This is a genomic window from Acidobacteriota bacterium (genome assembly GCA_004299485.1).
GTDB lineage: Bacteria > Acidobacteriota > Terriglobia > Terriglobales > SCQP01 > SCQP01.
This window is the reverse complement of the sequence record SCQP01000002.1, coordinates 222,822-246,382: the sequence shown is the minus strand read 5'-3', so window position 1 is coordinate 246,382 and position 23,561 is coordinate 222,822. Positions and strand designations below refer to the sequence as shown.

The 23,561-nt window shown below is 64.1% G+C and carries 27 protein-coding genes; 17 read left to right on the top strand and 10 right to left on the bottom strand.

All coding sequences use genetic code 11. The features are described from left to right. The first annotated feature begins 12 nt into the window (after positions 1–12). Both EPN33_04015 and EPN33_04010 read left to right on the top strand, forming a co-directional pair. The gene (locus EPN33_04015; protein TAN23993.1) at positions 13–618 is read left to right on the top strand and encodes an XRE family transcriptional regulator; all 606 of its coding nucleotides are present in this window, start codon (positions 13–15) and stop codon (positions 616–618) included. A gap of 239 nt (positions 619–857) precedes the next feature. Next, positions 858–1,238 (top strand): FtsX-like permease family protein, encoded by a 381-nt coding sequence (locus EPN33_04010; protein TAN23992.1) that lies wholly within the window; start codon positions 858–860, stop codon positions 1,236–1,238. An 18-nt stretch (positions 1,239–1,256) separates the two neighbouring features. Here the strand turns inward: EPN33_04010 and EPN33_04005 are convergent, their stop codons facing one another. Then, positions 1,257–1,604, bottom strand: coding sequence for a hypothetical protein (locus EPN33_04005; protein ID TAN23991.1), 348 nt, complete (start codon positions 1,602–1,604; stop codon positions 1,257–1,259). 560 nt (positions 1,605–2,164) lie between these two features. On the opposite strand from EPN33_04005, the gene EPN33_04000 reads away from it, so the two are divergent. Both EPN33_04000 and EPN33_03995 read left to right on the top strand, forming a co-directional pair. Beyond that, positions 2,165–2,398, top strand: coding sequence for a type II toxin-antitoxin system HicB family antitoxin (locus EPN33_04000; protein TAN23990.1), 234 nt, complete (start codon positions 2,165–2,167; stop codon positions 2,396–2,398). Beyond that, positions 2,395–2,622: a type II toxin-antitoxin system HicA family toxin gene (locus EPN33_03995; GenBank protein TAN23989.1), complete on the top strand. Its 228-nt coding sequence runs from the start codon at positions 2,395–2,397 to the stop codon at positions 2,620–2,622. Before EPN33_04000 ends, EPN33_03995 begins: the two co-directional genes overlap by 4 nt. On the opposite strand, the gene EPN33_03990 is transcribed toward EPN33_03995, so the two are convergent. The 3 genes from EPN33_03990 to EPN33_03980 are packed head-to-tail and all read right to left on the bottom strand — an operon-like array spanning position 2,619 to position 6,368. Further along, entirely contained in the window at positions 2,619–3,095 is a 477-nt protein-coding gene (locus EPN33_03990; protein TAN23988.1) for a D-glycero-beta-D-manno-heptose 1-phosphate adenylyltransferase, read from the bottom strand. The genes EPN33_03995 and EPN33_03990 overlap by 4 nt on opposite strands. Beyond that, positions 3,092–4,936, bottom strand: coding sequence for a bifunctional homocysteine S-methyltransferase/methylenetetrahydrofolate reductase (locus tag EPN33_03985; protein TAN23987.1), 1,845 nt, complete (start codon positions 4,934–4,936; stop codon positions 3,092–3,094). Before EPN33_03985 ends, EPN33_03990 begins: the two co-directional genes overlap by 4 nt. After that, positions 4,929–6,368: a lysine--tRNA ligase gene (locus EPN33_03980; protein TAN23986.1), complete on the bottom strand. Its 1,440-nt coding sequence runs from the start codon at positions 6,366–6,368 to the stop codon at positions 4,929–4,931. The genes EPN33_03985 and EPN33_03980 overlap by 8 nt, the downstream gene beginning before the upstream one ends. Before the next feature lie 42 nt (positions 6,369–6,410). Here EPN33_03980 and EPN33_03975 point away from each other — a divergent pair, with 42 nt between their 5' ends. From EPN33_03975 to EPN33_03965, 3 genes are all read left to right on the top strand, one after another. After that, complete coding sequence (locus EPN33_03975; GenBank protein ID TAN23985.1) at positions 6,411–7,919, top strand: M20/M25/M40 family metallo-hydrolase; 1,509 nt, start codon at positions 6,411–6,413, stop codon at positions 7,917–7,919. Positions 7,920–7,928: 9 nt separating this feature from the next. Further along, the gene (locus EPN33_03970; GenBank protein ID TAN23984.1) at positions 7,929–10,022 is read left to right on the top strand and encodes a S9 family peptidase; all 2,094 of its coding nucleotides are present in this window, start codon (positions 7,929–7,931) and stop codon (positions 10,020–10,022) included. A gap of 105 nt (positions 10,023–10,127) precedes the next feature. Beyond that, a complete protein-coding gene (locus EPN33_03965) occupies positions 10,128–11,303 on the top strand; it encodes a methyltransferase domain-containing protein (GenBank protein ID TAN23983.1) in 1,176 nt (391 codons plus the stop codon). Positions 11,304–11,413: 110 nt separating this feature from the next. Here EPN33_03965 and EPN33_03960 read toward each other — a convergent pair whose 3' ends face one another. The 3 genes from EPN33_03960 to EPN33_03950 form a co-directional block, all read right to left on the bottom strand. Then, positions 11,414–12,361, bottom strand: coding sequence for a hypothetical protein (locus EPN33_03960; protein ID TAN23982.1), 948 nt, complete (start codon positions 12,359–12,361; stop codon positions 11,414–11,416). 6 nt (positions 12,362–12,367) lie between these two features. Further along, positions 12,368–13,552: an alanine--glyoxylate aminotransferase family protein gene (locus EPN33_03955; GenBank protein TAN23981.1), complete on the bottom strand. Its 1,185-nt coding sequence runs from the start codon at positions 13,550–13,552 to the stop codon at positions 12,368–12,370. Positions 13,553–13,649: 97 nt separating this feature from the next. Continuing rightward, positions 13,650–14,891 carry an aldo/keto reductase gene (locus tag EPN33_03950; protein ID TAN23980.1) on the bottom strand — a complete coding sequence of 414 codons (1,242 nt, stop codon included), beginning with the start codon at positions 14,889–14,891 and terminating at the stop codon, positions 13,650–13,652. On the opposite strand from EPN33_03950, the gene gcvT reads away from it, so the two are divergent. The 9 genes from gcvT to EPN33_03905 are packed head-to-tail and all read left to right on the top strand — an operon-like array spanning position 14,785 to position 21,238. Next, positions 14,785–15,903 carry a glycine cleavage system aminomethyltransferase GcvT gene (gcvT, locus tag EPN33_03945; GenBank protein ID TAN23979.1) on the top strand — a complete coding sequence of 373 codons (1,119 nt, stop codon included), beginning with the start codon at positions 14,785–14,787 and terminating at the stop codon, positions 15,901–15,903. The genes EPN33_03950 and gcvT overlap by 107 nt on opposite strands. Positions 15,904–15,917: 14 nt before the next feature. Beyond that, the gene (gene gcvH, locus EPN33_03940; GenBank protein ID TAN23978.1) at positions 15,918–16,307 is read left to right on the top strand and encodes a glycine cleavage system protein GcvH; all 390 of its coding nucleotides are present in this window, start codon (positions 15,918–15,920) and stop codon (positions 16,305–16,307) included. A gap of 4 nt (positions 16,308–16,311) precedes the next feature. Then, a complete protein-coding gene (locus tag EPN33_03935; protein TAN23977.1) occupies positions 16,312–17,640 on the top strand; it encodes an aminomethyl-transferring glycine dehydrogenase subunit GcvPA in 1,329 nt (442 codons plus the stop codon). Beyond that, complete coding sequence (locus EPN33_03930; protein ID TAN23976.1) at positions 17,633–19,144, top strand: glycine dehydrogenase subunit 2; 1,512 nt, start codon at positions 17,633–17,635, stop codon at positions 19,142–19,144. Before EPN33_03935 ends, EPN33_03930 begins: the two co-directional genes overlap by 8 nt. A 9-nt stretch (positions 19,145–19,153) precedes the next feature. Next, the gene (thpR, locus tag EPN33_03925) at positions 19,154–19,678 is read left to right on the top strand and encodes an RNA 2',3'-cyclic phosphodiesterase (GenBank protein TAN23975.1); all 525 of its coding nucleotides are present in this window, start codon (positions 19,154–19,156) and stop codon (positions 19,676–19,678) included. 11 nt (positions 19,679–19,689) lie between these two features. After that, positions 19,690–19,914, top strand: coding sequence for an AbrB/MazE/SpoVT family DNA-binding domain-containing protein (locus EPN33_03920; GenBank protein TAN23974.1), 225 nt, complete (start codon positions 19,690–19,692; stop codon positions 19,912–19,914). Then, positions 19,911–20,312, top strand: coding sequence for a type II toxin-antitoxin system death-on-curing family toxin (locus tag EPN33_03915; protein ID TAN23973.1), 402 nt, complete (start codon positions 19,911–19,913; stop codon positions 20,310–20,312). Before EPN33_03920 ends, EPN33_03915 begins: the two co-directional genes overlap by 4 nt. Before the next feature lie 3 nt (positions 20,313–20,315). Further along, a complete protein-coding gene (locus EPN33_03910; GenBank protein ID TAN23972.1) occupies positions 20,316–20,849 on the top strand; it encodes a DUF4238 domain-containing protein in 534 nt (177 codons plus the stop codon). Further along, complete coding sequence (locus EPN33_03905; protein TAN23971.1) at positions 20,840–21,238, top strand: DUF4238 domain-containing protein; 399 nt, start codon at positions 20,840–20,842, stop codon at positions 21,236–21,238. The genes EPN33_03910 and EPN33_03905 overlap by 10 nt, the downstream gene beginning before the upstream one ends. 70 nt (positions 21,239–21,308) lie before the next feature. On the opposite strand, the gene greB is transcribed toward EPN33_03905, so the two are convergent. Further along, positions 21,309–21,956 (bottom strand): transcription elongation factor GreB, encoded by a 648-nt coding sequence (gene greB / locus EPN33_03900; protein ID TAN23970.1) that lies wholly within the window; start codon positions 21,954–21,956, stop codon positions 21,309–21,311. Between the two features lie 13 nt (positions 21,957–21,969). Then, positions 21,970–22,302: a divalent-cation tolerance protein CutA gene (locus EPN33_03895; protein ID TAN23969.1), complete on the bottom strand. Its 333-nt coding sequence runs from the start codon at positions 22,300–22,302 to the stop codon at positions 21,970–21,972. 68 nt (positions 22,303–22,370) lie between these two features. On the opposite strand from EPN33_03895, the gene EPN33_03890 reads away from it, so the two are divergent. Then, positions 22,371–22,742 (top strand): septum formation initiator family protein, encoded by a 372-nt coding sequence (locus EPN33_03890; GenBank protein ID TAN23968.1) that lies wholly within the window; start codon positions 22,371–22,373, stop codon positions 22,740–22,742. Positions 22,743–22,765: 23 nt separating this feature from the next. On the opposite strand, the gene EPN33_03885 is transcribed toward EPN33_03890, so the two are convergent. Beyond that, complete coding sequence (locus EPN33_03885; GenBank protein TAN23967.1) at positions 22,766–23,554, bottom strand: thiazole synthase; 789 nt, start codon at positions 23,552–23,554, stop codon at positions 22,766–22,768. Positions 23,555–23,561 lie beyond the last annotated feature (7 nt).

Sequence of the window (23,561 nt, the reverse complement as noted above, 5' to 3'; positions counted from 1 at the left end):
TCCCATCCTTGCATGGGAACCAATTTAGCTGCCGTTCTGGACAACGCCCCACAGACAGACACATCGGTGTCTGCTTCGGCTTTTAGTGCCGGTCGATTCGCAGACCCGCGCGAAGTGTTGCGTTGCCCCCAATGCCAATTGGTGCAATTCCGCACCCAAAACAGCCTGTGCCGCCGCTGCCACGAATCGCTCGATGCGGTCCCGGAACCGGAGCCGGTCGTGGCGCATATTTCCAAGGCTCATGACGAGCTGGAGCCCGGCATCGAGACCGCCGAGGCCACCGGCATCCCCGTACCCGACGTGGCGCGAGCCATCCGGTTGTGGCGCCAGCGCCGCGGCTTGAGCCAGCGCCAGTTGGCCGAGCGCATGCACGTGCCCCGCACCTACGTCAGTAAGATCGAGAACGACAAGGCCACGCCCACGCTCACCTCGCTGGAGCGCATGGCCACGGCGATGGAGACCAGCGTGGCGCGCCTGCTGGAGCCAAATCTGGGCAACGTCCGCATCGTTGAGGACGCCTTCGTCCAGGCCCTGTTGCCGTATCTGGCGGCGCTGGGGCCGCAGCATCGTGAGCGGCTGCTGCGCGCCTCGGAGACCCTCGCTGCCCGGAGCTGCTGAATCGGGACTATAGCCTTGATCGCGGGCACCCAGCGCGACGCTGCCGCCGCGGCCCGCTCCCTATTAAGGCCGGGAGCCCACTGCGCCGGAGGCCCCCTGCCCCGGCTCCGCTTGAGACGAAACTAAGGGACGGGCGTGCGCGTAGGCCACGGATATGAGGGACGTAGTCTACGCGCTGCGCGTGCTGCGCAAAACTCCGCTCGTCAGCGTCATCGCCATCCTCGCCCTGCCGCTGGGAATTGGCGCCAATAGCGCCATCTTCAGCGTCGTCGCTGGCGCTGGCCGCGGTCGGCATTTACGGCGTGATGTCCTACGGCGTGGCCGAGCGCCGCCGCGAAATTGGCCTGCGCATGGCGCTCGGCGCCTCGCAGGGCCAACTGCTCGGCATCGTGTTGCGCGAAGGCCTGAGGCTCGCCCTCGCCGCCGTCATGTTGGGGGCCATCGCCGCCTGGCTGCTGCAGCGCGCCCTCGCCCATCAGGTCTCCGGCCTCAGCGGCTTTTCGCCCGCGCTCGCCGCTCTCACCGCCGCAGGTCTTGTGGCGCTGACCATCCTGGCCTGCTTGGCTCCGGCCCTCCGTGCCGCCCGCCTCGACCCCCAGCAAGCCCTGCGTCAGGAATAGCGCGCAGCCAGCATCGGCTCACTTTTGTGGGGGTTGCTCGACAAACGGGGGCGGCGGTGGCAGCTTCCAAGACTCAAACGGATTAACCGTGCGATCCTTTTGGAGCCATTCCCAAATCCAGTTCGGCAGATACCCGAAGCTATCAGCCCTCATGTCCATCTTGAAAACCATAAAATTTCCCGCGCTCATTCCGGGAACTGTCATGAGAGCGCCGGCGAGCATGCTCGCGTCTGCATCAGTCCACACGACGTAACAATTGCCTGTGTACCGCAGCCAATCCAGCGACTGCTGGTTGATCGCTGACTCGACGGCCTTCGGGTCCACAGTTGGCGGCAGGATGTAGCTGATGTGGTAATAGCGTGGCATTTACGTGATTTCTTTGGTCGAGCTCGCTTGCAAGAGCTTTCCCTCGACTGGCAGGGAGGCAGGGGGCTGGGGGAGACCCTTGGCAGCTATCGACTGCTCTTGCCAGCGAAGAATCTCCGCGCCCTCTAGCGTAGCGAGCTCCGGGTTCGCCTGGGCAAACGCAAGTATCTTACTGCACACCAAAAACCCGAAGATCAAGATGACCACAATCGTCCCAAAAACGTACAAATCAACACCGCGCCTCCAAGCCACGACCGCGACGGCTACGAGGCATCCGAGAGCGATGTAAGCGACCTTACCGGCGACCCCGCCGAACCTCACGCCATTAGCGGCAGGGAGGTGGACGAGGTTGCCCAATGCCCAGGCGAGCGGGTTTGCACCGCGAGCGTTTGTACCGGGGGTGGCCTGTGCGCGGTTCATTGCGTGCTACACACGCACCACGGTCGCTACGGCGCGCAGGCGTGCTCGGCTCATTTTAAGCAAACCACGACCCGAGTGTCTACCAATGTAGCTCTTGATGCCGGCCCCGGTACGTCGGATTCCATTGCTATAATCACGCCATGGGCAAGGTTGGAACGAAGCGCAAGGCGCGGCAATTCACCGTTGTCATCGAGCAGGACGAAGATGGCTACTTCGTCGCCAGCGTGCCGTCGATCCCGAGTTGCTATACGCAGGCGCGGACTCTATCCGCCCTGGCGCCGCGCATACGCGAGGTGATCGCTCTCTGCCTGGCGGAACAGGACGCGCCCGCCATGAAGTTTGTCGCGCTAGAGCAGGTCGAGGTCAATGCTTGAGTCGCCTCCGGGCCGTTCGTCCCAGTGAAATGGTCGCGTTTCTGGAGAGCCTCGGTTTCCGCCAGGCCCGCCAGCGGGGAAGCCACAGGTTCTTTCGGCATCCCGATGGTCGAACCGCAACCGTTCCGGTGCACCGCGGTGAAGATCTTGGCCGCGGAATCGTAGCGAAGATATTGCACGATGCACGCGCGACACAATCCGATCTTGCCGGCTGGCTCGGCTAGCGTCCGGCGGTCTGCCGGGCGCGGGCGATGAGGGCGGTGGTGGAGTAGCCGGGGGCGAGGGGGATGCGCTCGACGCGGCCGCCGGCGGCGAGGACTTCGGGTTCGCCCACCACGGCGCCCGGACCCCAGTCCGCGCCCTTGACCAGCACGTCGGGCAGCAGGGCGGTGATCAGCGTCAGCGGTGTGGGGTCGTCGAAGAAGGTGACGAAGTCAACGAATTCAAGGGCATCGAGAACTTCGGCACGCTCCTGCCCAGGAATGATCGGGCGGCTGCGGCCCTTGGACGCACGCACCTCGGCGTCGGCGTTGATCGCTACCAGCAGCGCATCGCCGAAGGAGCGCGCCGTGGCGAGGGTGCGCAGGTGGCCCGGATGCAGGAGATCGTAGCAGCCGTTGGTGAACACCAGCTTCAGGCCGGCGCGGCGCAGTTCCTCGCGCCGGGGCAGAAAGGCGCGCCAGTCGGGGTAAATCATGCCGCGGCCGTATTTTCCTGGGCGGTGGCGAGCAGCACCGCGCCGGCCTGATTGCGGCCGAGAACGCTGATCTGGATACCAGCGATTTTACCGCGCAGCGCCCGCACCATCTCCTGTGCAATCGCCAGCCCTTCGGCCTTGGCGGCTTCGGCGGTGCGCGCGGCACGCATGCGCTCCAGCACCGCGGGCGGAATCTGCACGTGCAGCTCGTTCTGCATGAACTCGGCCTGGCGGGCGCTGGTCAGCGGCCAGATGCCGGCGAGCAAGGGACGGCGATGACTCTCGGTGTCATGCAGAAAGCGTTCCATGACTTCGAGGTCGAAGACCGGCTGGGTCACGATGTAGTCGGCGCCAGCTTCCACCTTGAAGCGATAGCGGCGCAGCTCTTCCTCGTAATTCAGCGCGCCGGGATTGGCGCCGACGCCAATCAAAAACGACGTCTGCCCGCCGACCGCATTACCGCCGAGATCGAGGCCGCGGTTCAGATTGCTCACCAGGTTCGCCAGCCCTATGGCATCCACATCGAACACCGCGGTCGCATCGGGATAATTGCCGAGCTTGGGCGGATCGCCGGTGATCAGAATCAGGTTGCGCAGGCCAAGGGCATAGCCGCCGAGCAGGTCCGACTGCATTGAAATGACGTTGCGGTCGCGGCAGCAGTAGTGCAGCACCGGCTCGATCTGCAGCCGCGAGCGCAGCATGAGCGCCAGCGCTTGATTGCTCATGCGGGCGTTGGCGCGCGGGCCATCGGGAATGTTGATGGCGTCGGCGCCATGCTGCTCGAAAAAGGCTGCACTCTCCAGTTCCTTGGTAGCGTCGCTGCCGCGCGGCGGCAGAATCTCGACCAGCGTGACGAATTTGCCCTCGGCCAGCCTGCGTCCCAGCGCCGAGCGTTCCGCCGCAGGAATGACCTTGCGCTCTTCGGCGTCCGGCTTGGCCACCGTATTCACCTGCACGCGGCGGCGGCCGGGGGTGGTCGACCGCACGTAATTTCGAATCCATTTAATGTGTTCGGGCGTGGTGCCACAGCAGCCGCCGACGATTTTGGCACCGGCAGTAATGAATTGCCGGGCGTAATCGGCCAGATACTCGGGTGACACCATGTAGAGGTTGCGGCCCTCGACGTTGCGCGGCTTGCCCGCGTTCGGCTGCGCAATCAGCGGGCGCGTGGTAGCGCGCGCCATGGCTTCGAGCGCTTCGAGCATGCCCACCGGGCCGCCGCTACAGTTAATGCCGATGATGTCGGCGCCCCAGTCGTGCATGCGCCGTGCGGCTTCCTGCGCCGGGGTGCCATCGAGCGCGCGACCCTCGTCGTCAATGGTGATCTGCGCGGCGATGGGCAGATTGCAGGCGTCGCGCGCTCCGAAAATCGCTTCGCGTAGTTCATTCACCTGGCCGAAGGTTTCCAGCATCAGCAGGTCAGCGCCGGATTCCGCCAGCGCCGCGGCCTGCTCGCGGAAGGCCGCGCGCGCTTCCTCAAAACTCAGCTTGCCGAGCGGCTCGAGATACACGCCCAGCGGTCCAATGGCCCCCGCCACCCAGGCATCGCCCGCGCACTCGCGCGCCAGGGCGACGCCGGCGCGATTGATGGCCGCGGCCTTCTCACGCAGGCCGTATTTTTCGAGCGCAATCGGACTGGCGCCGAAGGTGTTGGTTTCGATGATCTCCGCGCCTGCGTGCGCGTAGGCAAGATGGATCTCTTTCACCACCGCCGGCTGCGACAGGTTCAACTCGTCGTAGCTGCGGTTGATGAAGACGCCGCGCGCGTAGAGCATGGTGCCCATGGCGCCGTCGCTCACCAGGACGCGTTCACTGACCTGCTGCAGAAAATCGTCAGGCACGCTCGCTCTCCGGCCGCAGCAGCGGGAACAGAATCACGTCACGGATCGAAGGCGCGCCGGTGAGCAGCATCGTCAGCCGGTCAATGCCGATGCCTTCGCCTGCCGTCGGCGGCATGCCGTAGCGCAGGGCGCGGACGTAGTCCTCGTCCAGCACATGAGCCTCTTCATCGCCCCGTTCGCGCGCCGCCAATTGCTGCTCGAAGCGCCGACGCTGCTCTTCCGGATCGTTCAGCTCACTGTAGCCGTTGGCAATCTCCATACCGCCCGCATAAATCTCAAAACGCTCGACCCAGGCCGGCTCGTCCGGCTTGTTCTTGGCCAGCGGCGAGACTTCGATTGGAAAATCGTAAATGATCGTGGGCTGCACGAGATGCCGCTCGGCCACCTGCTCGAACAGCTCAACCGCCTGCGCGCCCTCCAGCTCCTCGCGGCGCGGCTTGGGCCCACGCTCGGCCGGCCAGAACTCCAGAACTGCATCCCGCAGGCTCAGGCGCCGGAAATTGCCGAAATCCACCTCGGCACCACGGAAGCTGACTCTCTCGCTGCCGGCCACTTGGCGCGCCACTTCCGCCAGCAACTCCGCGCTCCAGTCCATGAGCACGTTGTAGTCGCTGTAGGCCTCATAGAACTCCAGCATGGTGAACTCGGGGTTGTGCTGCGTCGAGATGCCCTCGTTGCGAAAGTTGCGGTTGATCTCAAACACCCGGTCCATGCCGCCAACCACCAGCCGCTTCAGATACAGCTCGGGGGCGATGCGCAGATACAGCGGAATGTCGAGCGCCTGATGGTGCGTCTTGAAGGGCCGCGCCGTAGCGCCGCCCGCGAGCGGTTGCATCATCGGGGTTTCGACTTCAATGTATCCGCGCTGATGGAATAGATCCCTCAAGCTAGCCACCAGCCTGGCGCGCTTCAAGAAGATCTCGCGTACCTCCGGGTTCACCAGCAGGTCGAGGTAGCGCTGGCGGTAGCGCGCCTCCACGTCGGTGAGGCCGTGCCATTTTTCCGGCAGCGGCAGCAGATCTTTGGCCAGCAACTTGACGCGGGTGACATGCACGGTCAGCTCGCCCGTGCGCGTGCGGAACAAATAGCCCTCAACACCGATCAAATCGCCGAGATCGAGGGACTTCCAGAGCGTGAACGAGGCTTCATCGACGGCATCCTGGCGGACATAGATCTGCAGTTGCGTGCCGTCCTGCTGCAGGTGGCCAAATCCCGCCTTACCGTGCGGCCGGAAGGTCATCAGGCGCCCGCAGATCTTGACCTCCGGGCGCTCGCCCTCGAGCGCCTCGCCGCTGGTTTCGCCATACGTTGCCAGCACTTGCGGCACGGTATGGCTGAAGGCAAAGCGGTGCGGATAGGCTTCCCCGCCCTGCGCCGCCAGCTCGGCCAGCTTGGCCTGCCGCTGTTCAAAAATCTCGGTATCGAGCGCCATAAATGAATCCCCAATTATAGCGTTTCGGTTGCGACCAAAGGTATGATGCTGCTCATGCGCACCCTTTATACCGCTGCCCTTGCCACCGCGTTCGCGGTCGCCGCCAGCGCGCAATTTGGACGCCCGGCGATGACGCCTGCCCAGGAACGGTACCTACATGCCATGGAAAAGGCCGATCTGGCGATTCAAGCCGAAAACCACACCCATTCGCAACTGATGCAGAACGAAGAGTACCTCACCACCGAGATCGGTCCGCGCCTCACCGGCGGCGCGAACATGCAGCACGCCAGTCAGTGGACGCTGGAGATGTTCCGCAAATACGGCTTAAAGGCGCATCTGGAAACCACCCACGTCGCGCACTCCTGGACACCGGGCGTCGCGACGGCGGTGCTCCTCAGCCCCTGGCACAAAGTCATCCCAATTGCCGCGGAAGGCTGGAGCAAATCAACAGATGGCCCGGTCACGGGCCCGGTCGTAATCTACAACCCCGGCGATCCGGTCGATCCCGCTGCCATCAAGGGCGCGATCGTGCTCGAAGGTCCGCCCAACAGCCGCAATGTCGCTCCGGACGCGCAGTTCCCCAATTCCTACGATTCCGTCATCATGCCGCCCACGGGCGTGCCCGACTACGCCGCCATGCAGCGCCGCATGGCCGAGTTCCGCGCCATGATGAGCGGCGGACCGAATCCGCTGGCGGGCGCGGCAGTCGTTATCCGCGATAGCGGCAAACCCTGGGGTCTGTTCTCCATCGGTGGCGCCGGCCGTTACGCGCCCTCGCAAGTGCCCACGGCCACGCTTGGCCACGCTGACTACAGCCTGCTCTACCGCATGATCCACAACTACCATAACCACCCGCGCATGACGGTGAACCTCGGCGGCACGTTCAGCGCCGGGCCCGAGCCGGCCTCCATCACCGTCGCGCAAATTCCCGGCACCGAGTGGCCTGACCAGCAGGTCATCGTGGGCGGCCATCTCGACTCCTGGTATCTCGGCCAGGGTGCGGTGGACAACGGCACCGGCGCCATGGCTACGCTCGAGGCCGCACGCATTTTGAGCGCGCTCGGCTGGAAACCGAAGCGCACGCTCACCTTCATCCTCTTCACCGGCGAAGAAGAAGGCGGCGTCGGGGTCGATACCTTCGTCAAAAACCACCTTGCGGAAATGCCCAAGACCGATGCGGTGCTGATTGACGACGTGGGCACCGGCTGCATCGAGTCCATCCCCATCGAAGGCTTTTACAACGCCATGCCCGAGCTTTCGCAAGTGTACCAACCGCTAAAGGAGGTCTTCGCCTTGCAGCCCATCAGCACCGAGTACTTCGGCGCTTCCGATCACGTCGCCTTCCAGCGCCAGGGCATCCCGGCATTCCTTGCCGTTCAGGCCGAAGCGCATTACCGCGAGGAACACCATTCGCAGATCGATACCTTCGAGATGGTTGACGCCAAGCAGGCTAACCAGGGCGCAGCCGTGCTGGCCGCGTTTTTGTGGAACGTTTCGCAACTCGATACGCCTTTCCCGCACCATAAACCCTCGCCCGGCCGGGGCTTTTAAGGAAGATCTATGCGCACGCTCACTACCGCTCTCGTTGTCGCCGTTTTTGCTGTTGCCGCATCCGCGCAAATGCCCGCGCGCGCCGCCAACGGTAAGCTACTCTTCGGCACTGCAGCCGCGCTGCGGCTGGCGAGCGTCTCCTCGCCCGTACTGTCACCCAATGGCGAGAAAGTGGCCTACGAGGTCCGCACCACGCTCGAGCCGAAGGACAAGCCCTGGAAGCCGGTCTCGCAGATCTGGGTGACACCGGCCGACGGCCCGGCGAGCGCCACGCGCCAGTACACACGCGGCGATCAAAGCGCCTCCCAAGTTCGCTGGTCGCCCGACGGAACCAAACTGGCCTTTATCCGGAACTCGGGCACAGGCGAACAGGCCAAACCTCAGGTCTGGTTCATGTACCTCAACGGTGGCGCGGCCTGGGCGGTCACCGATTTGCCCGGAGGCGTGCATGGCTTCGAGTTCTCGCCGGATGGCAAATCACTGCTGCTTGTGGCCGGGCCGAAGCCGGACCCGGCGCATGTGCTCGACCTGAAGGAGCACAACGATGCCGCCGTGGTCGACCACGATTTTCCGCTCTCCCAGCTCTGGCTGTGGCATATCGCCAGCGGCAAAGCCCGGCAGCTTACCGATGGCAACTACACGGTGAGTGACCCGCACTGGTCGCCCAATGGCCGCCAAATTGTCTTCACTACTCATCCCACGCCCTCGCTGAACGATGGCAGCAATCCCACCGCGCGCGTGCTCAACGTCGCCACCGGCAAAGTGCACCGCCTGGTGACTAAGGATGAAATCACCCAGAACGCCCGCTTCTCGCCCGACGGCAACACGATCGCATTCCTGGCCGCCCCGCGCGACCACGAAGTCGAAGCGCAGGTACATCCGGGCCTGTATCTGGTGCCGGCCACGGGCGGCGCACCACGTCAGATTGCCGCCGATTTCGCGCTCGGCATGGACACGCCGATCTGGGCGCCGGGGGGCAAGACTATCTACTTCAATACCGGCGATCGCGAAGACATGGCGGTCTTCTCCGTGGACCTTGCCAGCGGCCAGGTGCAGCGCCTCAGTCACCAGGCGGCTGTGGTTCGCGTCAGCGGCATCAGCAAAAACGGCCACTTCGCCATCGGCATCTGGACCGACCCGATGCATCCGGGCGAGGTTTTCCGCTCCAGCCTCGACTTCGCGACGCTGCAGAACCTCACCGATCAGAATCCCTGGCTCGCGCAGTACGCCCTCAGCCACACCACCGTCGTAAAGTGGACCAGCTCAGTGGGCGGCCTTGAGATTGACGGCATCGTGACCGAACCGGCCGGCTTCCGTGCCGGGCACAAGTACCCGTTCCTGCTAAACCCGCACGGCGGCCCCACCGGCGCCTCGATGCTGGCCTTCAGCGCGCAGGATCAGGTTTTCGCCGCCAACGGCTACCTGCTGCTGCAGCCGAACTTCCGCGGCTCCAGCGGGCGCGGCCTCAAGTTCGCCACGCTGAACTTCCACGACTGGGGCGGCGGCGACTACCACGACGACATGAGCGGCGTCGACGCACTGCTCGCCAAAGGCGGGGTGGATCCGAACCGCATGGGCGAGTTCGGCTGGTCCTACGGCGGCTACATGAGCTACTGGATCGACACCCAGACGCACCGCTTCAAGGCGATCTCGCCGGGCGCGGGCCTGCCTGATCTGTATCCGTTTTATTCCGAGACTGACATCCCCAACTACCTGAAAATGTTTTTCGGCAACAAAGATCCGTGGGACGATCGCGCCGAGTATTGGGACCACTCCGCCATGAAGTACGTTGAAAACGTCACCACCCCGACTATGATCATGGTCGGCCTGCAGGATCATCGCGTACCCATTGCGCAGCAGCAGGAGTTTTACCGTGCCCTCAGCGACCGGCACGTACCGGTCGAGTTCATCACCTATCCGCGCGAGCATCACGGCTTCGTCGAGCCGCGCCACATTCAGGACCGCTGGCGCCGTTATCTGGTCTTTTTCGGCAAGTACCTCGACAACCCGCCGGTCACCGAACCGGGCGCGGTGATTGCTGCCATGCAAAAGGATCTCCCCGGCCCCGCCGCCCACGCCGTCACCACCGCCGCGATACACTAGCTCCCCGAAGCCGCGAGCGGCGCGGCGAGGGCAGAATCAGTAAGTTCGGCTGAGGGGCAACTCCGGCCTGCGCAGGAGCTTGACGCAGGTCTCAATCCGTTATATATGCTAAGGATATGTTTGCCAGGAGGTGCACGCGTGTCCACGTCCCCAGTTGATCTTTCAGCCGGAAAGGCGGCGGCTCCCGCCGATCTACACAAAGTTCATGATTTCTGCCTCAAGGTGGTGGGAGATCTGGCGGCGGCGATGTCCGGGCCGCTGCTCTATCTCGGCGACCGCGAGGGCCTTTTCAAAACGATCGCCAGCCAGGGGCCGATGACGGTAGCCGAGCTGGCCAAGGCCACCGGCCTGCAGGAGCGCTACCTGCGGGAGTGGAGTGCGGCGATGGTCGCCGCCGACTATCTGTCGTACGATCCGGCGAGCGGCAAGCTCTGGCTGCTGCCAGAACGGGCCATGGTGCTGGCCAACGAAACCAGTCCGGCATTCGTCGGCGGCATGTCGCAGATGATTCCCGACCATTACCGGCTTCTTCCCAAGCTGCGCGAGTGCATGCACCAGGGTGGAGGCGTTCCGTACAGCGACTTCAGCCAGGACACGTTCGAGGGTACGGAGCGGCTGTTTGGTCCCGGCTACGCCAACTTCATGACCCAGGCCTGGATTCCCGCCATGCCCGAGGTACACCGCAAACTGCAGATTGGCGCCAGAGTGGCGGACGTGGGCTGCGGCCGCGGGCGGGCGTTGCTGGAACTGGCCCGCGCATTTCCGCGCAGCAGCTTTGTGGGCTTCGACAGCTACCCACCGGCCGTGCAGTATGCCAACCAGCAAGCTCAGGCGGCGGGTCTCGGCGAACGCCTCCGGTTCGAGCTGCGCGCCTCGGATGCGCTTCCGCAGACGCACGAGTTCGACCTGATCATGACCTGCGACAGCTTGCACGATATGCATTCGCCGGAAGGCACGGCACGCGCCGTCGCCGGCGCCCTCAAAGCCGACGGAACCTGGTTCATCATCGAGCCGAATATGGCCGACCGGGTGGAGGACAACATCAATTCCATCGGTAAGTTGTTTTACTCGGTGAGCATGTTACAGTGCATGACCTGCTCGCTGGCATCCGGCGGCGCCGGATATGGCGCTGGTATGGGCGCCGGGAACATCGCGAAGGTGACGGCCGCGGCGGGGCTGAAGAACTTTTCCAAGCTGCCGGTCGAGCATCCATTCAACCAGTTTTTCGCCGTCGCCTTCCAGCCACCGGGTGCAGGCCCGGCGGCGCCAGGCGGAGGTTAGAGCGGTTTTAGCGTAGGTGTGGCTCGCTCCGGCGAGGTGCGTGCGGCTTCTCCTGGTGTCGAAGCCGCAGTCGGATCGGTCCGCCTGGCTACAGCGATGCTAAAACCGCTCTAGGCGTTGACGGCGTTGCTTATGGTGCCTTGAACGAGGTAGTCGCGGATTTGCTCGGCGATGGCGACGCCCACGCGTTCCTGCGCTTCTTCGCTAGAGGCGCCGATGTGCGGCAGGGCAATCACGTGCTCATGATGCGGCAGCGGCGCGTCGGGCGGAGGCGGCTCTTTGCGGTAAACGTCAATCGCCGCGCCGGCCACTTTGCCGGATTGCAGGGCGCGCAGCAGCGCGTCTTCATCAATGACCTCGCCGCGGGCGCAATTGATGATCCGCACGCCCGGCTTCATCCTGGCGAAAGCGGCATCGTTGAGCAGGTTGCGGGAGCTTTCGGTGAGCGAGAGATGCAGGCTCAGGTAGTCCGATTGCGACAGCAACTGGTCCCAGTCCACCAAACTGATGCCCGCCTGCCGCGCCGCCTCCATGGGCTGCGCTGGATCATAGGCGAGCACGCGCATCCCGAACGCCGCCGCGCGCTTGGCGACTTCTAGGGCAATGCGGCCGCAGCCGATCAGGCCGAGCGTTTTATCCATCAGTTCCGTGCCCTGCAACGATTTCTTTTCCCACTGACCGGCGTGCATGGTGGCGTCCGCGCGTGGAATGTGCCGCGCCAGCGCCAGCATCAACCCCAGCGCCAGTTCCGCCACCGCGACCGAGCTGCCGCCCGGCGTGTTCATCACCACGATCTTTCGCGCCGTAGCCGCGGGTACGTTGACGTTATCGACGCCCACGCCCGCGCGGCCGATGACGCGCAGCTTGGGCGCGGCGGCGATAATTTCCGGCGTCACCTTCACCGCCGAGCGCACCACCAGCGCCTCCGCGTCGGCCAGCTCGCGCGCCAGCTCGCCGCTCGCCACCGAGGCCGGCGTCAACTGCGCCACTTGAAAACCCGCGTCTTCGAACACCTTCAGCCCACGGGCAGAGATCTTCTCCGGAACGACGACTTTCATATGAAGTTACGCCTTTGCGCCTGCCGCTTTATGCTGGGCCAGGTAGTAGGTTTGCGCCGCGCGCACACCGGCGCCCAGCTTAGCATGATCGAACTGGCCGAGCTGCGCCAGGATGATCTCCAACTGCGCCACCACCGAGAGCAACTCAGGGAAATCGTAATAGCCGAGATGGGCGACGCGGATCATCTTGCCCTTCATCTCGCCCTGGCCGTTCGCCACCACAGTGCCAAACTGCTCGCGCAGCGCCTTGATCACCAGCCCGGAATCGAATCCCTCTGGCATGGCGATTGCAGTCAGTGCGCCCGAGGGCGCGCCATTGCCAAAGCGCTTCAGCCCCAGCGCCTCCAAGGCTGCGCGCGTAGCCGCGCCCAGCGCCTCGGCATTCGCCACCAGCGCCGCGCAGCCGCCGATGCTCTCGATGTATTCCAGCGCGGCGTTCAATGCGGCCACGAGCCCGATGGCCGGCGTAAAGCAGGTTTCGCCGTTCACCTGGGATTTGCGCTCGTTGCGCAGATCGAAATAGAAGCGTGGCGTCTTCGAGGACTCCATCGCCTTCCACGCCCGCTCGCTGACGCTCAGATAGGCCAGGCCGGGCGCCATCATCACGGCTTTTTGCGAGCCGCCGATCACGATGTCCAAATCCCAGGCGTCGATGTCGAGCGGCTGCGTGCCCACGCCGGTGATGCCGTCAATGAGCAGCAGCACGTTGGGATTCTCCTTGCGTGCGGCCCGGGCGATCGCGGCAATGTCGTGCTTACAGCCGGTGGACGACTCACTCGCCTGCACCATGAGCACCTGCGCGGCGTTCGCACCGCTGAGCCGGCCCTTGACGTGCTCGGCGCCGAAGCTCTCGCCATAGGGCAACTGCACCAGGTCGATGTTGCAGCCGTAGACTTTGGCAATTTTCTGCCAGCGCTCGCCAAACTTTCCCGCCGACATCACCAGCACGCGCTCGCCCGGAGACACCAGATTCGTCACCGCCGATTCCATCGCGCCGCTGCCGGATGCGGTCAGCAGAATGACGTCGTTTTTTGTGCCCAAAAACTTCTGCAAGCGCTCGCGCGTGGTCTTGAACAAGGCGCGGAACTCGTTAGTGCGATGGTGCAGAGCCATGGCCGCCATCGCCGCCTGGGCCTGCGGCAGCAGCGCGGTGGGGCCGGGAGTAAACAAGCGTTCTTTTTTCAGGAGCATAAGCGACTCAGCTTACAGCTTACAGCTTACAGTTTACAGCCTGCATCGCATGCCCCAGAGGAGGTGCTGGAGGCGTGCGCGGGAGCGAAACCGCCGCCTATTGTTGCAGCAGCTTGGCAATTTGCGACGGCGGGGCGGGGGCAACAGCCGCGGCGCGCAGGTTGGCGGTCACGTGCGCCGGATTCGACATGCCCACCAGCGCCGTCGTCACCCCGGCGGTCGAGCGCACAAACTGCAAGGCCAGCTCCGCATCGCTCGCGGCCGGCGGTAAAAACCCTTGCAAATGCTGCTTGACCTCGTCGGGCAGCGGCAGCAGGCGGCCATTCATCAGGCTGGCCGAAGCCATCGTGTGCAGCCCGAGGCGGAAGGCGGCATTGAGGGCCGAAACATACGGCGGTTTGTCGACCACCTGGTTGAGCAGCGAATAGGCCTCGGGCATCGCCAGATTGAAGGGCAGTTGCACAAAGCGGAAGTGGTGCTCCTCGCCCGCCAGTTCCCTGGCGATCCCGACCATGCGGTTCAGATCCAGATAGTTCGCCTCGTCCGGAGGCACCCGCAGCCCGCTCCAGGTGGCCACGCCGTACGCCCGGATCCGCCCCTGCGCCGCCTGCTTCTCGCACAATTCAAACGCCGCCCGCACCCTCCGGTAAAACTCTTCCCGGCTGAGCTCGGCTTGCTGGGTTTCCGGGTTGTGCAAGTAAAACACATCCAGCGCCTCGACGCCCAGGTTTTCGAGGCTGGTTTGCAACTGATGCGCCAAAAATACCGGAGCCATGCAATGGCATCCGCCCACCAGCTCGCCGGGCCGGATCAAGCCCGGCGGCAGCGCCGCATTCTCGGCCAGGTAGCCAGCCTTGGAGCACAGGAAGACCTCGCCCCGCGCAATGCCGGTGGCACGCAGCGCCCGGCCGATCGCCCGCTCGCTGCGCTGATTGCGGTAGTTGATGGCGGTGTCCATGACGTTGATGCCGCCCGCCAGAGCGGCTTCCACGGCGGCGGCATAGCCGGCGTCGGTGGCATCGTTGGGCGCGCCCAGGTAGGTGCCAAGACCGAGCGAGGAAACCTGGACGGGTTCGCTTTGTCCCGGCAGCCGAAGTTTGCGAAAATGGTAGGTACGGCTCAACTGCGGGAACCGCGCGGCGTAGGCCGCCGTGCTGGCTGCCGTTGCCTGGGCTGGTTCTGGTGTAGGAGCCACTCTCCATGCTAACGTACAAATTCCGCCAGGAGGCTGATTGAGCGACACGCCCGCACCCGCGACTTCACCCATCCGCAAAACCGCGCTCAACGCCATGCACCGCCAGATGGGCGGCAAAATGACCGAGTTCGGCGGCTGGGACATGCCCGTCGAATACAGCGGCATCATCCCTGAACATCGTGCCGTGCGCGAGCGCGCCGGCCTGTTCGATGTGAGCCATATGGGCGAGCTGGCGGTGCGCGGGCACGAAGCGCTGGCCTTGGTGCAGCACGTCACCTCGAATGATGCCTCGCGGCTGAGCCTGGATCAGGCCCAGTACAGCGGCCTGATGACGGCCCAAGGCACGTTTGTGGACGATCTGCTGGTCCACAAGTTCACCGATGAGCATTATTGGCTGGTCGTCAATGCCGGCAACTGCACGAAGGACTTCAGCTACATCCTCGCCCAAAACCATTTTCAGGCGCAGGTCGACAATGTCAGTGACGGCTACACGCAACTCGCCATTCAGGGGCCGCGCGCGCTGGCCATCCTGCAGCCGCTGACCTCGATTGCCCTGGCGCCGATCAAATATTATTGGTTCACCATCGGCAAGGTCCTGGGTGTGGAGTGCATCATCTCCCGCACCGGCTACACCGGCGAAGATGGCTTCGAGCTGTACTTCGATCCGGAACACTCTGAAAAGGTCTGGACCGGCCTGCTCGAAGCCGGCAAGAGCTCGGGCATCCTGCCTTGCGGCCTGGGCGCCCGCAATACGCTGCGCATGGAAGCCGGCATGGCGCTCTATGGCCACGAAATTGACGACACCACCACGCCGCTCGAAGCCGGCCTGGGCTGGATTACCAAGTTGAACAAGCCCGAATTCCTGGGGCAGGCCGTCATCGAGAAGCAACAGCAGGAAGGCATCCGCCGCAAGCTCGTCGGCTTCGAGATGACCGAACCCGGCATCGGCCGCGAAGGCTATCCGGTGCTGATCGGCGGCAAACCCGTCGGCCACGTCACCAGCGGCGGCCCCATTCCCGGCCAGAACCGCAACGTCGGCATGGCCTACGTGCCGGTCGAGCTGGCCTCGCCCGGCGCGGGCATTGAAATTCAAATCCGGGCACGCACCGTCAAGGCCAAACAGGTGCCGCTGCCCTTTTATAAGCGCGCGCGTTAGGTAAAGGAACGATCATGGCTTACCCGAGCAATTATCGCTATACCAAAGAACATGAATGGGTTGCACCCAACGGCAAGACCGCCAAGGTAGGTATCTCCGACTTCGCCCAAAACCAACTGGGCGATATCGTTTTCGTCGAGCTACCCGCCGTCGGCGCTGAGCTGAAAGCCGGCGACGCGCTGGGCACGGTCGAATCCGTCAAGGCGGTCTCGGAGGTCTACGCCCCGATCGCCGGCAAGGTGAAGGCCATCAACGATGAGCTGGCGAAGAAGCCCGAACTCCTCAACCAGGACCCCCAGGGCGCGGCCTGGATGGTCGAGATGGAGCTGAGCGATCCCGCCGACGTCAACAAGCTGATGGACGCGCCCGCGTATGAAAAGTTCGTAGCCGAGGCGGCGCACTAAACCCATGCGGTACTTGCCAACTTCTGATGCCATCCGGCAGGAAATGCTGGATGAGATAGGCTTGTCGTCGGCCGACGAGCTGTTTGCCTCGATTCCCCATGATTGCCGCCTCGAGCGCCCGCTGCACATCCCTACCGGCCGCGCCGAGGCCGACATCATCGCCTGGTTCCAGCAGGCCGCACGCGACAACGCCCCCGGCTTTACGTCGTTCCTGGGCGCCGGCGCCTACCAGCACTTCCGTCCCACTCACCTCGACAATCTCATCGGCCGCGGCGAATGGTTCACCGCCTACACCCCCTATCAGCCGGAAATCAGCCAGGGCACGCTGCAGTCGATCTTCGAATTCCAGACCATGATCTGCCAGCTCACCGGCCAGGAAGTCGCCAACGCCGGCATGTACGACGGCTCGACCGCGCTCAATGAAGCCTGCCTGATGGCCGCACGCATCACCGGCCGCGAGGGCCTGGTGGTCGCCCGCAGCGTGCATCCGCAGTACCGGCAGGTGCTGGCCACGCTGACGCGGAACCGCCATTTCCCCATCGCCGAAATCGGCTACAGCAAAGACGGCCGCATCGACCTGACCGCGCTGCGTGCCGCGGTCACCGACGCCACCGCCGCCGTCGCCATCCAGAGTCCGAACTTCTTTGGCACCATCGAAGACTGGAACGCCGCCGCGGAAATCGCTCACGCCCACGGGGCACTGCTGGTCGCCGTCATCGCCGACCCGGTTTCGCTCGGCGTGCTGCCGCCGCCAGCCGCCGCCGACATCGTCGCCATGGAGCTGCAAGGCTTTGGCATTCCGGTCGGCTTTGGAGGCCCGTACGCCGGCATTCTCGCCTGCCGCGAAAAATTCGTCCGCCAAATCCCCGGCCGGCTGGTCGGGGAGGCGCACGACAGTGAAGGCCGACGCGGCTTCGTGCTGACGCTGTCCACCCGCGAGCAGCACATCCGCCGCGAAAAGGCGACCTCCAACATCTGCACCAACCAGGCGCTGTGCGCCCTCATGGCCAGCATCTTCATGGCCACCTACGGCAAACAAGGCCTGCGCGAGCTGGCCGAGCAGAACCACGCCAAAGCAGCCTACCTGGCGCAGGCGTGCGCTCAGGCAGGACTCGATGTTCTCTTCCCGGCTCCGCGCTTCCACGAATTCGTCGTGAAGCTACCGCGCCCGCTCGCCCAACTCGAGCCCGAGCTGTACCGCAATCAACTCATTCCCGGCCTCCCGCTCACGCGCGACTACCCCGAGCTGGGCGAAGCCCTTTTAGTCTGCGCCACCGAGATCATTCCTCGCGAGCGTCTTGACCGCCTCGTCTCTGTTTTAAGCCATGTCTGAAACTGCTTCCATCACTGCGCCCGAAACCAGCATCGCCGCCGGAACGCGAGCCTCCCGGCACATTGTCCAGAACGAAGACTTACTCTTCGAAGTCTCCGCACCCGGCAAGCGCGGCTACCAGCTCCCCTCGCTCGACGTGCCCGCTGCTCCGCTTGCCCAAACGCGCACCGAGATCCAGGATTTCCCTGAACTTAGCGAGCTGGAAGTCATCCGTCACTTCACCCGCTTGAGCACCTGGAACTACGGCGTCGATACCGGCATGTATCCGCTCGGCTCCTGCACCATGAAGTACAACGCCCGCGTCAACGAGCACGTTACCCGCATCGAGGGCTTGGGGGACGGCCATCCCTTGCAGCCCGAGTCGCTCTCGCGCGGAGCGCTGCGCATCATGCAGTTGCTCTCCGATTACCTGCTGGAAATCACTGGCATGGAGGCGCTCACCCTACAGCCGGCCGCCGGCGCGCAGGGCGAACTCACCGGCATTCTGCTCGTGCGCGAAGCCCTCGCCGCACGCGGCGACGCCCGCCGCAAAGTCCTTATCCCCGACTCGGCTCACGGCACCAACCCCGCTACCGCTGCCATTGCCGGCTATCAGGTCGCCAACCTCAAATCCAACGCCGCCGGCACGGTCGATATGGCCAGCCTCGATCAGCTCATGACCAGCGACGTGGCGGCGCTGATGCTGACCAACCCCAACACCCTCGGCATCTTCGAGCCCGACATCAAGCGCATCGCCGCGCTGGTGCACGAGCGCGGCGGCATGCTCTACATGGATGGCGCCAATATGAACGCCCTCGTCGGCCGCGCACGGCCCGGCGATTTCGGCGTCGACGTCATGCATCTCAACCTGCACAAGACCTTTTCGACGCCCCACGGCGGCGGTGGTCCCGGCGCCGGCCCGGTCGCGGTGCGCAAGGAACTCGAACCCTATTTGCCGATTCCAGTCCTGACGCGCAAGTCCGATGGCGCGCCTGCGCTCGACTACGACCGGCCACGCTCGATCGGCCGCGTGCGCGCCTTTTACGGAAACTTCGGCATGTTCACCCGCGCCCTCGCCTACATCATGGCGAACGGTTGCGACGGCCTCAAGCAGACCACCGATGATGCCGTGCTCAACGCCAACTATCTCCGCAAAAAGCTCGAAGCCGACTACGCGCTTCCCTACCCCACGCCCTCCATGCACGAGGTCATCTTCAGCGACGCCAACCAGGCGCCGCAGGGCGTGCATACCGGCGACATCGCCAAGCGCCTGATTGACTACGGCTTCCATCCCTATACAGTTTCGTTCCCGCTGGTGGTGCGCGGCGCGCTCATGATCGAACCCACCGAGAGCATCAACAAGCGCGAAATGGACGAATTCCTGGCCGCCATGCACGCCATTGCCGAAGAAGCCCGCACCCAGCCCGAACTGGTAACCGGCGCGCCGCACTCCACCAAAATCAGCCGCCTGGACGAAGTCGCTGCTGCCCGCAATCCCGTGCTGCGCTGGAAGCCGAAAGCGTAGCGCTAGACGATGCGGCTGTTCCTCGCAATTCCTGCCAACCGCGAGGAATTGCGCACCGCCCTTTCGACCTGGAAGCAAGCAACGCCGGCTATTCGCTGGGAGGCGCCCGAGGCGCTGCACCTCACCTTGCGCTTCATCGGCGCCTGGCCGGACGCCCGGGTTCGCGAGCTAGAGGCCGCGCTCGCCGATCTTCGCTGGCCGCCCTTCCCGCTCCAGCTCACGCACCTCGGCGGCTTCCCCGATCTCCGCCGCCCACGCGTCCTCTGGGCCGGCATCGCGCCCTCGCCGCCGCTGACGGCGCTCGCCGGCGAGATCAGCACGCGCCTCGCGGCTCTCGGCCTCGCGCCCGATCCGCGCCCCTTCACCCCGCACATCAGCCTCGCCCGCCTGCGCCCCGGCCAGCGCCCCGACCAACTCACTCCCTTCGCACCCGCCACCTGGACTGCCTCCGGATTCAACCTCTACGAGACCGTCCCCAACACCCCTCCCGCCACCCGCTATCAGATACGCACCCGCTTCGCATCGGCATTATAATAAGCATACGTATGACGGCTCTCAAATTGACTACAGTCGGGACCTCGACTGGCGCGGTCATTCCAAAGGAAATGCTCTCCCGCCTCAAGGTGAGCAAGGGCGACACCTTGTACGCCATTGAGACGCCCGAGGGTTATCTCCTCACGCCCTACGACCCGGCCATCGAAGCCCAGTTGCAAGCCGGCCAGCAGTTCATGAGGGAGTATCGCGAAACCTTCAAAGCCCTCGCCAAATGAGGCGCGAACCAAACTGGCTAAGTGCGAAGACTCTGCTGCTCCTGCACGAAGAGAGCATCGCTACCTTCGGCGGTGCACGCGGCGTTCGCGATCACGGCCTGCTCGAATCCGCTCTTGCCCGCCCCCAAAACATGCAGGCCTATCGACCCACCTGCTCTCTCGCCGACTTGGCCTCCTGCTACGCCTATGGCCTGGCCAGGAACCATCCTTTCGTCGACGGCAACAAGCGCGCTGCATTTCTTGCTATTGGCGTATTCCTCGCGATCAACGACCGCCAGTTGAACGCCGACCAACTCGACGCCATCCGCGTCATCGAGTCCTTAGCGAGCGGTGATCTCGAGGAGCCTGCGCTTTCAGCCTGGATCACGCGTAATACAGAACGACGCAACAAACGGTGAGAGATTCTGCGCGTGCCGCCCCATTCCAAACAACACACGATTCCGAAGTGCTACCTGAAGGCTTGGTGCGATCCGAAAACTCCCGCCGGTCACTCGCCATACGTTTGGCACATTTCGAAGGACGGACCAGCAATAAAAAATCGCTCACCGGAAAAATCCTTCACCGCAACCGATCGCTACACGATTACTCTTCCGAACGGTCAGCGGGAGCTGGTCCTTGAGGAGACGCTTTCAAGGCTGGAAGGCGATTTTGTCGGTGTCCTTTCAAGGGTGCGCCGTTACGAGAAGCTGACGGATCACGACCGCGCGCGGTTGTGCACCTTTGCAGCGGCGATGTGCGCACGCACCTATGCAGCGGGAGAGCACTGGCGCGACAATCTTACACGCCTCCGGGATCAAACTGCCGCCCTCGCAAAAGCCCGCGGAGCCGGCACGGTAGCAACTTCAGAATTGGATGAGCTAATCCAAGCCGCGCCGCAGGTGCATCTCGCCACGACTCTGAAAATGCTGCCGGAGCTCCTTTTCCAATGGCGATGACGGTTGTAACCACACGCGACGAGCTCGGCTTCATTACGTCAGACCAACCCTGCGTCTGGTGGAACCCGGAAGCGTATAAGCGACCGCCCTTTTTCCGAAGCCCTGGACTTGCGCAAAAGGCAATCGAAGTGATCCTGCCCTTGGGCTCGCATCGCGCCATACTCATCTCACACCATCACGAGCGCCCGTTATACGCGCACCTCAACCGGGAGGGCACCGACGAGATCAACCGGATTGTTCGCTTCCACTGCCACGAGGAGTTTGTCTCCTGGAAGGGTGAGACGAGGCCGATCTGGTTCGACCCTGGCGTCGCGCCTGATGATGCCTGGGAGAACACCCCGGAGGCCAAGACCGCCGCGGCCAAGCCCGAAGCGCCCGCGCGCCTCTAACCCAGCGGCATGCACTCGGCGTTCGCCACAATCCAGGCCATTGCGACGTGATGCTCCTGCACCCGCGGCGTCAGTTCGCACCGGAACGCGGCTTGGAAGCCGATTCGGCGCCGGGGGGTTCGCGAAATGGCTGCACGGGAATGCGCTGGTACACCACGTCGAGGACTTCCAGTTTTTCGGTGGTTCCCGGCGCGCGCAGCACCACCACGTCGCCCGGCCCCGCCTTCATGAGCGCCCGCGCCAGCGGCGACTGCCAACTGATGAAGTTGCGTTCGAGATCCACCTCATCCACCCCGACAATGCTGACCGTCTGCTCGGCTCCGGCGGCGTTTGCGAAGCGCACGGTCGCGCCAAAAAACACCTGCGTAGCCGCCCGTCCGCTCCGCGGCGCTTCCGGATCGACCACTTCGGCGGCTTCTATACGTTGGGTGAGGAACCGAATCCGGCGGTCAATCTCGCGCAACCGCCGCTTGCCGTAATGATAGTCGGCGTTTTCGCTGCGGTCGCCATTACCCGCCGCCCAAGCCACGACTTCCGTCACCGCCGGCCGTTCGCGCCGGTGCAGGAAACGGAGCTCGTCGTGGAGCCGCTGCAGACCCGCCGGCGTGATGTAGTTTTTGACGCCGGCTAGGGCCGCGCTACGCGCTTCGTCCGCCGCCTGCGCCAGCTCCTCATCGTCCTCGTCGCCAGCAGATTCTTTGGTGAACGCCTTGCTCATCTCTTCTACGAGCTTAATCCAGCGGAGAGCAGTCGGTATTGGCCCCAATCCAGGCGAGGTATTCGGGGTTGGCGTCCACCACTGGCACGGCAATAATCTCGGGCAACTGGTAGGAGTGTAGTTTCCGGATCACCGCAGCCACCGCGCCAAAGCCGTCGCGATGCGTCTTGATGATGAGCGGCACCTCGGTTACGGTCTCGACCTTGCCTTCCCAGCGATAGCGCGAGACGACCGGGGCGCCAATACTGACGCACGCGGCCAGCCGCCGATCAATCATCGCCGCGGCGATGCGCTCGGCCTCCTCAGTTGAAGCACAGGTGGTAGAAATCACGATAGCGTCGGTCATTAGGTACTCCGCGAATACTCCCTATTGTCGCCGGGAAAGGCTGTGCCTAGAGTGAATTAAGGGTCGTCATGCAACTTTTAGACAAGATCCGCCCGCCCCAGCGTCCGGCAATGCGCCGCAATAGGTTGGGCCACATTATCCGCTTGGCTCTGGTGGCGTTACCGCTGCTCTGGTTTGCGCAGCGCGCCATTTTCGGCATGAATGGCCTGCGCGCTCTATGGCACACGCAGCAGCAGTATAAGCAGACGATGACGCAGGTGCACCAGCTTGAAGAGCAGAACCGCACGCTCAATCAGGCGGTGCGCCAGTTGCAAACCAACCCGGAAAGCATTGAAACCATCGCCCGCGAGCAGCTTCACCTCACCAAGCCCGGCGAGATCATCTACACCTATCCGGTCAAGCCCAATGCTGGAACTTCGGCCGCCTCGCTGCGCCGCTGACTAGCTGAGCCGCTGATCTGCGGCTAGCGCACGACGCCTTCCAGTGGCGACGAAGCCGTGGCGTAGAGCTTCGGCTTCATCCGCCCCGCGAGGTAACCGCGCCGGCCGGCTTCCACCGCGAGCTTCATCGCTACCGCCATCTGCTCGGGATCGTCCGCGGCGGCAATGGCGGTGTTCATGAGAATGCCGTCCGCGCCCAGCTCCATCGCCCGGGCGGCATCGGAGGGGCAGCCCACGCCGGCATCCACGATCATCGGCACCGTGGTAATGCGCTCCCGCAAAATACGCAACGTTGCCGTGTTCTGCAGGCCCAGGCCCGAGCCAATCGGCGCGGCCAGCGGCATCACTGCCGCGGCGCCGGCGTCGATCAGGCGCTCGGCGGCGACCACATCATCGTTGGTGTAGGGCAGAATGAGAAAACCCTCTTTGGCGAGCACGCGCGTGGCTTCAATCAGCGCCTGCGTGTCGGGAAACAACGTCTGCCGGTCGCCAATCACTTCCAGCTTGATCCAGGGATTGTCCAGCGCTTCGCGCGCCAGGCGCGCCGTCCGGATGGCCTCGTCGGCCGTGTAGCAGCCGGCGGTGTTGGGCAGAATCGAAACCTTGCTGAGATCGAGATAGTCCAGCAGATTTTCTTTGCTGCGGTCGGTGATGTTGATGCGCCGCACGGCGACCGTAACCATGGCGGCGCCGCTCAGCAGGACGCAGTGCGCGGTTTGTTCCAGGCTGCGGTACTTTCCTGTCCCTACCAGTAAGCGTGAAGCAAAGGAGTGGCCGGCAATTTGCAGTACATCGAGCGGCGGCGTTTCCATGCCTTCT